This window comes from Streptomyces sp. NTH33, from assembly GCF_003236365.1.
Lineage (GTDB): Bacteria > Actinomycetota > Actinomycetes > Streptomycetales > Streptomycetaceae > Streptomyces.
In genome coordinates this window covers 1-12,841 of the sequence record NZ_POTZ01000176.1, presented here as the reverse complement: position 1 = coordinate 12,841, position 12,841 = coordinate 1, and the positions used below count along the sequence as shown (strand labels likewise).

Genomic DNA, 12,841 nt, shown 5'->3' with positions numbered 1-12,841 from the left:
CCCCGCGCCTCCGGCGGCGGCCCCCGCTCGGCCGACGACGTCCACCGGCAGATCAAGGGCTTCGCCTCCACCGGCGCCGTGACACCCGGCGAGGCGATCGACTTCCACATCACGGTCGACCCGCCCCAGCAGTTCGGCGTCGACGTCTACCGCATCGGCCACTACGACGGCGACGGCGCCGCCAAGATCACCACCAGCCCGCGCCTGTCCGGCATCGTCCAGCCCGCGCCGCTGACCGCCGACCGCACGGTCTCCTGCCACCACTGGTGGCTGTCCTGGCGGCTGCAGGTCCCGTCGTACTGGAGCATCGGCGCCTACGTCGCCGTCCTGACCACCGCCGACGGCTACCGTTCCCACATCCCGTTCACCGTCCGCGACAACCACCCGGCGGATCTGCTCCTGCTCCTGCCGGACATCACCTGGCAGGCCTACAACCTCTACCCGGAGGACGGCCGCACCGGCGCCAGCCTCTACCACGCCTGGGACGAGAACGGCCGCCTGCTCGGCGAGGCCGACGCCGCCACCACGGTCTCCTTCGACCGGCCGTACGCGGGCGCGGGCCTGCCCCTGCACGTCGGCCACGCCTACGACTTCATCCGCTGGGCCGAGCGCTACGGCTACGACCTCGCCTACGCCGACGCCCGCGACCTGCACGCCGGCCGCGTCGACCCCACCCGCTACCGCGGCCTGGTCTTCCCCGGCCACGACGAGTACTGGTCGGCCGGCATGCGCCGCACCGTCGAGCTCGCCCGCGAGCACGGCACGTCACTGGTGTTCCTGTCCGCCAACACCCTGTACTGGCAGGTGGAGCTGGGCCCCTCCCCGTCCGGAGTCCCCGACCGCCTGCTGACCTGCCGCAAGCGCAAGGGTCCCGGTCGGCCGGTGCTGTGGCGGGAGATCGACCGCCCCGAGCAGCAGCTCGTCGGCATCCAGTACGCCGGCCGCGTCCCCGAGCCGCACCCGCTGATCGTCCGCAACGCCGGCCACTGGCTGTGGGAGTCGACCGGGGCGGAGGAGGGCGAGGAGATCGCGGGCCTGGTCGCGGGCGAGGCGGACCGTTACTTCCCGCGCACCCCGCTGCCCGAGCACCAGGACCGCATCCTGCTCGCCCACTCCCCGTACACCGACGGCGAGGGGGCCCTGCGCCACCAGGAGACGTCCCTGTACCGCGCCCCCTCCGGCGCCCTGGTCTTCGCCTCCGGCACCTTCGCCTGGTCCCCGGCCCTGGACCGCCCCGGCCACGTCGACGCCCGTGTCCAGCGTGCCACCGCCAACCTCCTGGACCGCATCTGCAAGCGCGACTGACCCGCCGTCCTCGCCTTCTGTCCGATACGGGAGAATCAGGGGCATTGGACAGAACCACGGGGAGGAACCGTGTCCGGATTCGTCGAAAAGCCCGAACCGATCCAGGTTCCGGGCCTGGTGCATCTGCACACCGGCAAGGTGCGTGACCTGTACCGGAACGAGGCGGGCGACCTCGTGATGGTCGCCAGCGACCGCCTGTCCGCCTACGACTGGGTGCTGCCCACCGAGATCCCCGACAAGGGCCGCATCCTCACGCAGCTGTCCCTGTGGTGGTTCGACCTGCTCGCCGACCTGGTCCCGAACCACGTGCTGAGCACCGACGTGCCCGAGGGCGCTCCCGCCGACTGGGCGGGCCGCACCCTGGTCTGCAAGTCCCTGCGGATGATCCCGGTGGAGTGCGTGGCCCGCGGCTACCTCACCGGCTCGGGTCTGGCCGAGTACGACGAGTCCCGCACGGTCTGCGGCCTCGCCCTGCCCGAGGGCCTGGTCGACGGCTCCGAGCTGCCCGGCCCGATCTTCACCCCCGCCACCAAGGCGGAGGTCGGCGAGCACGACGAGAACGTCTCCTACGAGGAGGTCGCCCGCCGGGTCGGCGCGGAGACCGCGGCCCAGCTGCGCCAGGTCACCCTCGCCGTCTACAGCCGCGCCCGGGACATCGCCCGCGACCGGGGGATCATCCTCGCCGACACCAAGTTCGAGTTCGGCTTCGACGGGGAGACGCTGGTCCTCGCCGACGAGGTCCTCACCCCGGACTCCTCCCGCTTCTGGCCGGCCGACCAGTGGCAGCCGGGCCGTGCGCAGCCGTCGTACGACAAGCAGTTCGTCCGGGACTGGCTGACCTCCGCCGAGTCCGGCTGGGACCGCGGGAGCGAGCAGCCCCCGCCGCCGCTGCCCGAGCGGATCGTGACGGCGACCCGGGTGAAGTACGTGGAGGCGTACGAGCGGCTGACGGGCATGAGCTGGTCGTAGGACGCGAAGAAGCCCCCGGCGGAAGGCCGGGGGCTTCTGACTGGAGCGGACGACGAGGTTCGAACTCGCGACCTCAACCTTGGCAAGGTTGCGCTCTACCAACTGAGCTACGTCCGCGTTGCGCCGTGGCGCGAGGCCAACTATACCGTGTCCGGCGTCGTGGGCCGACAGGGGCCGAATCGCTGTGAACCGGGCCGGTGAAGACCGGAAGACCGGGTGACCGGGTGACCTCGCGAACGGCCGCGGTCCCACGCGTTCTCCGCGGGCAGGCGGTCCGGCCGGCAGCTGTCCGCTCCGCCGTCCTCCGGCGGCGGACGGCCGCACCCCGAGCAGGTGAGGTACATCATGCGCCCGTGGTGGTGCGTTCGGTGGCCCGGCGCCTCTCGACGGGTACGGAAAAGGCCCCGGTCCACTGGACCGGGGCCTTTTTCCCGAGCGGACGACGAGGCTCGAACTCGCGACCTCAACCTTGGCAAGGTTGCGCTCTACCAACTGAGCTACGTCCGCAATGCCTCCGACCGGCTTTCACCGATCGGTGCGAGCACCAGCTTACCTGATCCACAGGAGTGGTCGGGACCGGCGGTGCAGAGCGGGTGACAGGAATCGCACACTGCGCCTACCCCCTGGAAGGGGGTTGTTCTACTACTAAACTACACCCGCATGGACTCCGTGGGTCCCGGCCTTTCGGCCTTGCCCCTCGGCGTGCCCCAGACATTAGCTGATCAACAGGGGGGTTGCGCAAGTCGCTTGCCCCCAGGGCCCGCCGGCGGACCCTGGGGCCGGCTCCGAGCGCCTCGGGCCCGCCTCTCACAGGCCCGCGCCCTCACTGGGCCGCGCTGAACGCCTCGTAGACCTTCTTGGGGATACGGCCGCGCGCCGGTACGTCCATCTTGTTGGCCTGTGCCCAGGCCCGGACGGCCGCCGGGTGCGGGGCGACCTCCGTCTGCCGGTACGTCTTGCCCGAGTTCGACCGCTTCCGGCCGGCCTGCACGTACGGCGTGAGCGCCTTGCGCAGTTTCTCGGCATTGGCTTGGTTCAGGTCGATCTCGTAGAACTTGCCGTCGAGTCCGAAGGCGATCGTTTCCGCCGCTTCCGAGCCGTCGATGTCGTCAAAGAGAGTGACTACGACACGCTGCGCCACGAATATCGGTCCCTTCGTGCGGCACCTCTGCGGCCATCCGCTCCGTCATGCCGCGCACATGATGCTCATGACGTGCTGAGATGTTCGCCGGATGCCGACTGTTCGGCTGTTATCGGGAAAAATATCGGCTGCTGCCAATTCATTTGTACAGTGCCGGGCAATGCGAGGGGAAGCCGGGCTAAATCTATCCGCGTGTCCTCAGTGCAATACGGGATCCGGCAGGGGGCGCAGGACTTTCCCAGAATTTTTCACCAAGACCTCCCATCGATGCGGGACCGTGACGGTCATCACGTAGTTTCCTACAAGGCTACCCGCGTAGAAATTTTGGGCGGGTAGTCTGAAGGAACCTGCTCAGCACCACACACCGGGAGTGCCAGTGGCACGCGTCGTAGTCGACGTCATGCTCAAGCCGGAGATCCTCGACCCCCAGGGCCAGGCGGTGCAGCGCGCACTGCCGCGGCTGGGTTTCGAAGGCATCTCCGACGTACGTCAGGGAAAGCGATTCGAACTGGAAGTGGACGGGCCGGTCGACGAGGCCGCTCTCGCCCGCATTCACGATCTCGCCGAATCCTTCCTCGCCAACACCGTGATCGAGGACTTCACCGTCAGGGTCGAGTCCGAGGACGTAGTCGCGGAGGCCGCGAAGTGACCGCTCGTATCGGCGTCGTCACTTTCCCGGGCAGTCTCGACGACCGGGACACCCAGCGTGCGATCCGCCTCGCGGGCGCCGAACCGGTCGCCCTCTGGCACAAGGACAAGGACCTCAAGCAGGTCGACGCGGTCGTCCTGCCCGGCGGTTTCTCCTACGGCGACTACCTGCGGGCCGGCGCCATCTCCCGCTTCTCGCCGGTGATGGAGACCGTCATCGAGCAGGCGAGGGCGGGACTGCCGGTCCTCGGCATCTGCAACGGCTTCCAGCTCCTCACCGAGGCCCACCTCCTCCCGGGCGCCATGCTCGGCAACGACCACCTCCACTTCATCTGCCGCGACCAGAAGCTGCGGGTGGAGAACGCGGAGACCGCCTGGACCAGCGACTACACCGCCGGCCAGGAGATCCACATCCCGCTGAAGAACATGGACGGCCGGTACGTCGCCGACGAGTACACGCTCGACGAGCTGGAGGCCGAGGGCCGGGTTGTCTTCCGGTACCTCGACTTCAACCCGAACGGCTCGCTGCGGGACATCGCCGGCATCACCAACGAGGCCGGGAACGTCGTCGGTCTCATGCCGCACCCCGAGCACGCCACCGAGCCGCTGATCGGCACCGGCCGCACCGACGGCCTCCCCTTCTTCACCTCGATCCTCAAGAAGCTGGTCGCCGCATGAGCAGGACGCCTCTGGACACGGTCGAGCACGCGGCCGCGACCCCCGACGTCGAGCTGCCCTGGGCCGAACTCGGCCTGAAGAAGGACGAGTACGAGCGGATCGTGGAGATCCTGGGCCGCCGCCCCACCGGCGCCGAGCTCGCCATGTACTCGGTGATGTGGTCCGAGCACTGCTCGTACAAGTCCTCCAAGGTCCACCTCCGCCAGTTCGGCGAGAAGGCCCCCGAGAACGACGTGCTCCTCGTCGGCATCGGCGAGAACGCCGGCGTCGTGGACGTCGGCCAGGGCTACGCCGTCACCTTCAAGGTGGAGTCACACAACCACCCCTCCTACGTCGAGCCCTACCAGGGCGCGGCGACCGGCGTCGGCGGCATCGTGCGCGACATCATCGCGATGGGCGCGCGCCCGGTGGCCGTGGTCGACCCCCTTCGCTTCGGCGCCGCCGACCACCCCGACACCAAGCGGGTGCTGCCGGGTGTCGTCGCCGGCATCGGCGGCTACGGCAACTGCCTGGGCCTGCCCAACATCGGCGGCGAGGTCGTCTTCGACGCCTGCTACCAGGGCAACCCGCTGGTCAACGCCGGCTGCATCGGCGTGATGCGGCACGAGGACATCCACCTCGCGAAGGCCTCCGGCGCGGGCAACAAGGTCATCCTGTACGGGGCCCGCACGGGTGGTGACGGCATCGGCGGCGCGTCGATCCTCGCCTCCGAGACCTTCGACGACGCGAAGCCGAGCAAGCGCCCGGCCGTCCAGGTCGGCGACCCCTTCCAGGAGAAGCTGCTCATCGAGTGCACCCTGGAGGCGTTCAGGGAGAAGCTGGTCGTCGGCATCCAGGACCTCGGCGCGGCCGGCCTGTCCTGCGCCACGTCCGAGCTCGCCTCCAACGGCTCCGGCGGCATGCGCGTGACCCTGGACGACGTCCCCCTGCGCGACTCGACCCTGTCTCCCGAGGAAATCCTCATGAGCGAGTCGCAGGAGCGCATGTGCGCGGTCGTCGAGCCGGAGAAGGTCGACCGCTTCCTGGAGATCTGCGAGAAGTGGGACGTCATCGCCACCGTCATCGGTGAGGTGACCGACGGCGACCGCCTGGAGATCTACTGGCACGGCGGCAAGATCGTCGACGTGGACCCGCGCACGGTCGCGCACGAGGGCCCGGTCTACGAGCGCCCGTACGCCCGCCCCGAGTGGCAGGACGCCCTGCAGGCCGACGACGCCGGCAAGCTGCCGCGCCCGCGGACGTCCGAGGAGCTGAGGGACCAGGTCCTGAAGCTGGTGGCGTCCCCGAACCAGGCGTCCAAGAAGTGGATCACCCAGCAGTACGACCACTTCGTGCAGGGCAACACCGTCCTCGCCATGCCCGAGGACTCCGGCATGATCCGCATCGACGAGGAGACCGGCCTCGGCGTGGCCATCGCCACCGACGGCAACGGCCGCTACGCCAAGCTCGACCCGTACACGGGCGCCCAGCTGGCGCTGGCGGAGGCGTACCGCAACGTCGCCACCACGGGCGCGAAGCCGCTCGCCGTCTCCGACTGCCTGAACTTCGGCTCGCCCGAGGACCCGGCGGTGATGTGGCAGTTCGTGGAGGCGGTGCGCGGTCTGGCGGACGGCTGTCAGCAGCTGGGCACCCCGGTGACCGGCGGCAACGTCTCGCTCTACAACCAGACGGGCGAGGCGGCGATCCACCCGACGCCGGTCGTGGCGGTCCTCGGCGTCATCGACGACGTGTCCCGCCGCACTTCGGCGGCCTTCCAGGAGGAGGGGCAGCTGCTGTACCTCCTCGGCGACACCCGTGAGGAGTTCGGCGGTTCGGCCTGGTCGCAGGTGGTCCACGACCACCTCGGCGGCCTGCCCCCGAAGGTCGACCTGGAGCGGGAGCGCCTGCTGGCCGAGATCCTGATCTCCGCCTCCCGCGACGGCATGATCGACTCCGCGCACGACCTGTCCGACGGCGGCCTGATCCAGGCGGTCGTGGAGTCCGCGCTGCTGGGCGGCAAGGGCGCGCGACTGGTCGTACCGGACGGCCTGGACGCGTTCACCTTCCTCCTCTCCGAGTCGGCCGGCCGCGCGATCGTCGCCGTGCCGCGCTCGGAGGAGGTCCGCTTCAACGACATGTGCGGCGCCCGCGGTCTGCCCGCCACCCGCATCGGCGTCGTCGACGGTGCCACGATCGAGGTCCAGGGCGAGTTCGAACTGTCCCTGGAGGAACTGCGCGAGGCCCACGAGGCCACGATCCCGGCGCTGCTCGCGTAATCCGCCGTACGACGGTGAGGGCCCCGGCCGCTGATACGGCCGGGGCCCTCGCGCACCTGGCATAGGCTCACCGTCATGCCGCCGGCCAAGAAACGCACCCGGACCTATGACCCCGCCAGGACCCGCGCCGCCGTGCTCGCCCAGTTCGGGAACGTGCGGCAAGCGGTGGGCGCCCTGGACGAGCGGCACCTCGCCCTGCCCACGCGCCTCGGCGACTGGACCGTACGGGACCTGATCGCGCACCTCGCCCTGACCGTCGCGAGCGTCGGCCGGGCCCTGGAGCAGGACGAACCGGCGAAGCCCGGACTGGCGCCGCTGGACTACCCGTCGGCGACCGCCGCCCACGCCGACGCCATCGCCGCGGACGCCCAGGACCTCGCCGGAGCGAATCCCGACCTCGGCGCCCTGTGCGCCCGCACCGAGGAGGACCTGACCCGGCACCTCGCCACCGCCCCGCACACCCGCGTCCTCGCCACGCGCGCCGGTGCCATGGCCCTCACCGACTACCTGGTCACCCGCACCGTCGAACTCGTCGTCCACACCGACGACCTGAACGCCGCCGTGCCCGGCCTGGAGGTCCCGTACGACCGGCAGGCCCTCGCCGCCGCCACCCGCCTGCTCGCCGACGTGCTCGCCGCGAGGGCGCCCGGCGGATCGACCGAGGTGCGGATCCCGCCGTACGCCGTCGTGCAGTGCGTCGAGGGGCCCCGGCACACCCGTGGCACCCCGCCCAACGTCGTCGAGACCGACCCGCTGACCTGGCTGCGCCTCGCGACCGGACGGCTCGCCTGGACGGACGCCCTCGAGGCGGCGCAGGTCGGCGCGAGCGGGGAGCGGGCGGATCTCTCGGGGCTGCTGCCGCTGATGACGTGAGCGGCCGTCCGGAGGCCGAATGGTGTGCGACACCTCACTCGTGCGTCCGCGCACCAGGCCACCGCACCACTTCGAGGGACGCGGTCACTCGCCCGGTCACGCTCCCGACCACCCCTCTGAACAGCGAAAACACCGGCAGGGACGTGCGCGGACGCGTACGCGCGATCCACCGCGGCCGCGCTCCTGGGAGCGTTCCCCAGTTCGGACCAGTGGCCGGTCTCGCCTACACTCGGTGCCGTGCCACGTGGTGACGGTCGACTCAATCACGACCTGCTCCCCGGCGAGAAAGGCCCCCAGGACGCATGCGGCGTCTTCGGTGTCTGGGCTCCGGGCGAAGAGGTCGCAAAGCTCACGTACTTCGGGCTGTACGCCCTCCAGCATCGGGGCCAGGAATCCGCGGGTATCGCGGTCAGCAACGGCTCCCAGATCCTCGTCTTCAAGGACATGGGCCTGGTCTCCCAGGTCTTCGACGAGACCTCGCTCGGTTCCCTGCAGGGTCACATCGCGGTCGGCCACGCCCGCTACTCGACCACGGGCGCTTCCGTGTGGGAGAACGCCCAGCCGACGTTCCGTGCCACCGCGCACGGCTCCATCGCGCTCGGCCACAACGGCAACCTGGTGAACACCGCCCGGCTCGCCGAGATGGTCGCCGAGTTGCCCAAGGACACCAGCGGCCGCTCGACCCGGGTCGCCGCGACCAACGACACCGACCTGCTCACGGCCCTGCTGGCCGCCCAGGTCGACGAGGACGGCAAGCCGCTGACCGTCGAGGAGGCGGCCCACACCGTCCTCCCGCAGGTGAGGGGCGCCTTCAGCCTCGTCTTCATGGACGAGCAGACGCTTTACGCCGCCCGCGACCCGCAGGGCATCCGCCCGCTGGTCCTCGGACGCCTCGAGCGCGGCTGGGTCGTCGCCTCCGAGACCGCCGCCCTGGACATCACCGGCGCGAGCTTCGTGCGGGAGGTGGAGCCGGGCGAGTTCGTCGCCATCGACGAGAACGGTCTGCGCACCTCCCGATTCGCAGAAGCGAAGCCCAAGGGCTGTGTCTTCGAGTACGTCTACCTGGCCCGCCCCGACACCGACATCGCCGGTCGGAACGTCTACCTCTCCCGCGTGGAGATGGGCCGCCGGCTGGCGGAGGAGGCCCCGGCCGAGGCCGACCTCGTCATAGCGACTCCGGAGTCCGGCACCCCCGCCGCCATCGGCTACGCGGAGGCCTCCGGCATCCCCTTCGGCAGCGGCCTGGTGAAGAACGCCTACGTCGGCCGCACCTTCATCCAGCCCTCGCAGACCATCCGCCAGCTCGGCATCCGCCTGAAGCTGAACCCGCTGAAGGAAGTCATCAGGGGCAAGCGCCTGGTCGTCGTCGACGACTCCATCGTGCGCGGCAACACCCAGCGGGCGCTGGTCCGGATGCTGCGCGAGGCCGGCGCGGCCGAGGTGCACATCCGGATCTCCTCGCCGCCGGTGAAGTGGCCCTGTTTCTTCGGCATCGACTTCGCCACCCGCGCCGAGCTCATCGCCAACGGCATGACCATCGAGGAGATCGGCACCTCGCTGGGCGCCGACTCGCTGGCGTACATCTCCCTCGACGGCATGATCGAGGCGACCACCATCGCCAAGCCCAACCTGTGCCGCGCCTGCTTCGACGGCGAGTACCCGATGGAACTCCCCGACCCCGAGCTGCTCGGCAAGCAGCTGCTGGAGACCGAGCTGGCCGCCGGCCCCTCCGCCACGGCCGCGGACGACGCGATCCGCCGCCCGTAACCCGCAGACGACACGAGGTACCCAAGGTCATGTCTTCCGAGACCACTGGCGCCAGCTACGCGAGCGCCGGCGTCGACATCGAGGCGGGCGACCGCGCCGTGGAGCTCATGAAGGAGTGGGTGAAGAAGACCCGGCGCCCCGAGGTGCTCGGCGGCCTCGGCGGCTTCGCCGGACTCTTCGACGCCTCCGCCCTCAAGCGCTACGAGCGCCCCCTGCTCGCCTCCGCCACGGACGGCGTCGGCACGAAGGTCGACATCGCCCGCCGGATGGGCGTGTACGACACCATCGGCCACGACCTGGTCGCCATGGTCATGGACGACATCGTGGTGTGCGGCGCCGAGCCGCTGTTCATGACCGACTACATCTGCGTGGGCAAGGTCCACCCCGAGCGGGTCGCCGCCGTCGTCAAGGGCATCGCCGAGGGCTGTGTGCTGGCCGGCTGCGCCCTGGTCGGCGGCGAGACGGCCGAACACCCGGGGCTGCTCGGCGAGGACGACTTCGACGTCGCCGGCGCCGGTACGGGCGTCGTGGAGGCGGACCGGCTGCTCGGTCCGGACCGCATCCGCGAGGGCGACGCGGTGATCGCCATGGCGTCCTCCGGACTTCACTCCAACGGGTACTCCCTGGTCCGCCACGTGCTGCTGGACCGGGCCGGCCTGTCGCTGGAGGCGCACATCGAGGACCTCGGCCGTACCCTCGGCGAGGAACTGCTCGTGCCGACCAGGATCTACTCGCTGGACTGCCTGGCGCTGACCCGCACCGCCGAGGTGCACGCCTTCAGCCACGTCACCGGCGGCGGGCTCGCCGCCAACCTGGCCCGGGTGATCCCGGACGGTCTGCACGCCGTGGTCGACCGCGCCACCTGGACCCCGGCCCCCGTCTTCGACCTCGTCGCGAAGAGCGGCGACGTCGAGCGGCTGGAGCTGGAGAAGACCCTCAACATGGGCGTCGGCATGCTCGCGATCGTGCCCGAGGAGTCGGCCGACGTGGCCCTCGCCACCCTGGCCGACCGCGGCGTCGACGCCTGGGTGGCCGGCGAGATCACCGACCGCGGCGACCACACCACGGGCGCGGCCCTGGTGGGAGACCATGCGTGAGCGTGCCCTCCGCCCGGCACGGACCGGCCGTCCGCGGCCGGTCGGCAGCACGAAACCCGGTCCGGTGCGTGAGCCCCGGACCGGGTGAGGTGCGATGCCTACGGCACGCGGCGGGAGACGGCTGAGCCGCCGCGGGCGTTACGCGCCGCGACGGTGTTGCCGCGAGGAGTCGTCCTCCTCCTCCTCGCCGTCCTCGTACAGGTCGGCGTACCGTGCGTACAGGTCGTCGTGCTCATCGTCCTCGAAGCGGTCGCTCTTCGGCGACTGGTTCGACGTCGATGCGCCCAGCTCCTTGGCCAGGCGTGAGAGGTCCGTCCCACCGCTGTTGTACTTCAGCTGGCGGGCGACCTTCGTCTGCTTGGCCTTGGCCCGGCCGCGCCCCATGGCTCGACCCCCTCAACGACGGGGCTCGACGGCCCCAGAGTCTGACACGCGTTCATGATCCGGAACGGGCTCTCCGCGGAGAGGCCGGTCCGTAGGGCTTCCACGGTACCTGAGCCCGCGCCCATACGGTACGTCGCCCACAGGGCGCGCGTGTGCACAGGACCGTCGGGACGCCCCTTCCTCGCAGGTCAGCAGCGATTTCAGCCACTTATCGGCGGACGACCCGCCGGTGGAAGTGACGGTTCTCTCCACCCCTCCACCGGCAGGTACCGCACAAACGAGCGATTCCTCCGCGTCCTCAGCGGGCGGCTCGCGCGTCCGCCATCCGCTGCTCGGCGATCCGGTCGGCGGCGGCGGCCGGCGGAATCCCGTCCTCCTTCGCACGTGCGAATATGGCGAGCGTGGTGTCGAAGATCTTCGCCGCCTTCGCCTTGCACCGGTCGAAGTCGAAGCCGTGCAGCTCGTCGGCGACCTGGATGACACCGCCGGCGTTCACCACGTAGTCCGGCGCGTAGAGGATCCGGCGGTCGGCCAGGTCCTTCTCGACACCCGGGTGGGCGAGCTGGTTGTTGGCCGCGCCGCACACCACCTGGGCGGTCAGCACCGGCACGGTGTCGTCGTTCAGGGCGCCGCCGAGCGCGCAGGGGGCGTAGATGTCCAGCCCCTCCGTCCGGATCAGCGCGTCGGTGTCGGCCGCCACGGCCACGGACGGGTGCCGGTCGGCGACGCGCCGTACGGCCTCCTCCCGTACGTCCGTGATCACGACCTGGGCGCCCTCCTTGAGCAGGTGCTCCACGAGGTGGTGCCCGACCTTGCCGACGCCCGCGACGCCGACCTTGCGGTCGCGCAGCGACGGGTCGCCCCACAGGTGCTGGGCCGCGGCCCGCATGCCCTGGTAGACCCCGAAGGAGGTCAGCACCGAGGAGTCGCCCGCGCCGCCGTTCTCGGGCGAGCGGCCGGTCGTCCAGCGGCACTCGCGCGCCACCACGTCCATGTCGGCGACATACGTGCCGACGTCGCACGCGGTGACGTACCGGCCGCCGAGCGAGGCCACGAACCGCCCGTAGGCGAGCAGCAGTTCCTCGGTCTTGATCTGCTCCGGGTCGCCGATGATCACGGCCTTGCCGCCGCCGTGCTCGAGGCCGGCCATGGCGTTCTTGTACGACATTCCGCGGGCGAGGTTCAGCGCGTCGGCGACGGCCTGCTCCTCGTCCGCGTAGGGGTAGAAGCGGGTACCGCCGAGCGCGGGGCCCAGGGCGGTGGAGTGGATGGCGATGACGGCCTTGAGCCCGCTGGCGCGGTCCTGGCAGAGCACGACTTGCTCATGCCCCCCCTGCTCCGAGTGGAACAGGGTGTGCAGGACGCCGTCGGTCACGTCGGTCACGGTGGTGACTCCCGGGTAAGTAGCGGCGAATGGGGACAGGCCCTCGTGAGGGTGGTGGGGGCCGTGCCAGGAGACTAGACCCTGACCGCCTCCGCCATGCCCGCGGTGGTCGGGATCACCCTCCCCCGGAGTACGTTCCCACCCGGGCGTGGGACGATTTGCAGTGGTTTTCCGTCCACCCGGGCGCGGGCCGGACGGGTTTCGGGCCCGGTCCGCTGGGGAGGGAGCAGGCGTGCCCAAGGTGTCCTCCGTGGTCGTCCCGTACGCGACCTACTTGCGCGTCTACGAGCCGTTGGCCGCCTTCCCGGAGCCGGAGCGCAGCCACTGGACGCGCTACGCC

The 12,841-nt window shown here is 70.6% G+C and carries 11 protein-coding genes, 3 tRNA genes and 1 pseudogene; 9 read left to right on the top strand and 6 right to left on the bottom strand.

The features are described 5' to 3' along the window. Positions 1-1,305, top strand: a 1,305-nt coding sequence (locus tag C1I97_RS18195) for a N,N-dimethylformamidase beta subunit family domain-containing protein (protein WP_111004268.1), incomplete at its 5' end; no start/stop codon positions are given. 69 nt (positions 1,306-1,374) lie between these two features. Then, positions 1,375-2,274 carry a phosphoribosylaminoimidazolesuccinocarboxamide synthase gene (locus C1I97_RS18190; RefSeq protein WP_111004267.1) on the top strand — a complete coding sequence of 300 codons (900 nt, stop codon included), beginning with the start codon at positions 1,375-1,377 and terminating at the stop codon, positions 2,272-2,274. Between the two features lie 41 nt (positions 2,275-2,315). Here C1I97_RS18190 and C1I97_RS18185 read toward each other — a convergent pair. The 4 genes from C1I97_RS18185 to C1I97_RS18170 form a co-directional block, all read right to left on the bottom strand. Beyond that, a tRNA-Gly gene (locus tag C1I97_RS18185) sits at positions 2,316-2,391 on the bottom strand. Between the two features lie 317 nt (positions 2,392-2,708). Beyond that, positions 2,709-2,781: transfer RNA gene (locus C1I97_RS18180), tRNA-Gly, on the bottom strand. Positions 2,782-2,862: 81 nt separating this feature from the next. Continuing rightward, positions 2,863-2,934: transfer RNA gene (locus C1I97_RS18175), tRNA-Gly, on the bottom strand. A 163-nt stretch (positions 2,935-3,097) separates the two neighbouring features. Then, positions 3,098-3,415: a histone-like nucleoid-structuring protein Lsr2 gene (locus tag C1I97_RS18170; protein WP_111004266.1), complete on the bottom strand. Its 318-nt coding sequence runs from the start codon at positions 3,413-3,415 to the stop codon at positions 3,098-3,100. 376 nt (positions 3,416-3,791) lie between these two features. Here C1I97_RS18170 and purS point away from each other — a divergent pair, with 376 nt between their 5' ends. The 6 genes from purS to purM all read left to right on the top strand — a co-directional run bounded on the left by purS (position 3,792) and on the right by purM (position 10,733). After that, positions 3,792-4,064: a phosphoribosylformylglycinamidine synthase subunit PurS gene (purS, locus tag C1I97_RS18165; protein WP_111004265.1), complete on the top strand. Its 273-nt coding sequence runs from the start codon at positions 3,792-3,794 to the stop codon at positions 4,062-4,064. Next, a complete protein-coding gene (purQ, locus tag C1I97_RS18160; protein ID WP_111004264.1) occupies positions 4,061-4,741 on the top strand; it encodes a phosphoribosylformylglycinamidine synthase subunit PurQ in 681 nt (226 codons plus the stop codon). Before purS ends, purQ begins: the two co-directional genes overlap by 4 nt. Continuing rightward, complete coding sequence (gene purL / locus C1I97_RS18155; protein WP_111004263.1) at positions 4,738-6,996, top strand: phosphoribosylformylglycinamidine synthase subunit PurL; 2,259 nt, start codon at positions 4,738-4,740, stop codon at positions 6,994-6,996. The genes purQ and purL overlap by 4 nt, the downstream gene beginning before the upstream one ends. 75 nt (positions 6,997-7,071) lie before the next feature. Continuing rightward, complete coding sequence (locus tag C1I97_RS18150; protein ID WP_111004262.1) at positions 7,072-7,869, top strand: maleylpyruvate isomerase family mycothiol-dependent enzyme; 798 nt, start codon at positions 7,072-7,074, stop codon at positions 7,867-7,869. Positions 7,870-8,106: 237 nt separating this feature from the next. Continuing rightward, positions 8,107-9,636, top strand: coding sequence for an amidophosphoribosyltransferase (gene purF, locus C1I97_RS18145; protein WP_111004261.1), 1,530 nt, complete (start codon positions 8,107-8,109; stop codon positions 9,634-9,636). A 29-nt stretch (positions 9,637-9,665) separates the two neighbouring features. After that, a complete protein-coding gene (gene purM, locus C1I97_RS18140; protein WP_111004260.1) occupies positions 9,666-10,733 on the top strand; it encodes a phosphoribosylformylglycinamidine cyclo-ligase in 1,068 nt (355 codons plus the stop codon). A gap of 138 nt (positions 10,734-10,871) precedes the next feature. Here the strand turns inward: purM and C1I97_RS18135 are convergent, their stop codons facing one another. Together C1I97_RS18135 and C1I97_RS18130 are read right to left on the bottom strand one after the other, a co-directional pair. Further along, the gene (locus C1I97_RS18135) at positions 10,872-11,117 is read right to left on the bottom strand and encodes a DUF3073 domain-containing protein (protein ID WP_111004259.1); all 246 of its coding nucleotides are present in this window, start codon (positions 11,115-11,117) and stop codon (positions 10,872-10,874) included. 298 nt (positions 11,118-11,415) lie between these two features. Beyond that, entirely contained in the window at positions 11,416-12,501 is a 1,086-nt protein-coding gene (locus C1I97_RS18130) for a Leu/Phe/Val dehydrogenase (RefSeq protein ID WP_111004258.1), read from the bottom strand. 148 nt (positions 12,502-12,649) lie between these two features. On the opposite strand from C1I97_RS18130, the pseudogene C1I97_RS42980 reads away from it, so the two are divergent. After that, positions 12,650-12,841 (top strand): annotated as a pseudogene (locus C1I97_RS42980) (hypothetical protein); the annotation flags it as partial.

What these genes read in the sequence shown, in the direction of transcription:
- purL (WP_111004263.1), top strand. Translation starts at nt 4,738, where the DNA reads ATGAGCAGGACGCCTCTGGACACGGTCGAGCACGCGGCCGCGACCCCC.
- C1I97_RS18150 (WP_111004262.1), top strand. Translation starts at nt 7,072, where the DNA reads ATGCCGCCGGCCAAGAAACGCACCCGGACCTATGACCCCGCCAGGACC.
- purM (WP_111004260.1), top strand. Translation starts at nt 9,666, where the DNA reads ATGTCTTCCGAGACCACTGGCGCCAGCTACGCGAGCGCCGGCGTCGAC.
- C1I97_RS18135 (WP_111004259.1), bottom strand. Translation starts at nt 11,117, where the DNA reads ATGGGGCGCGGCCGGGCCAAGGCCAAGCAGACGAAGGTCGCCCGCCAG.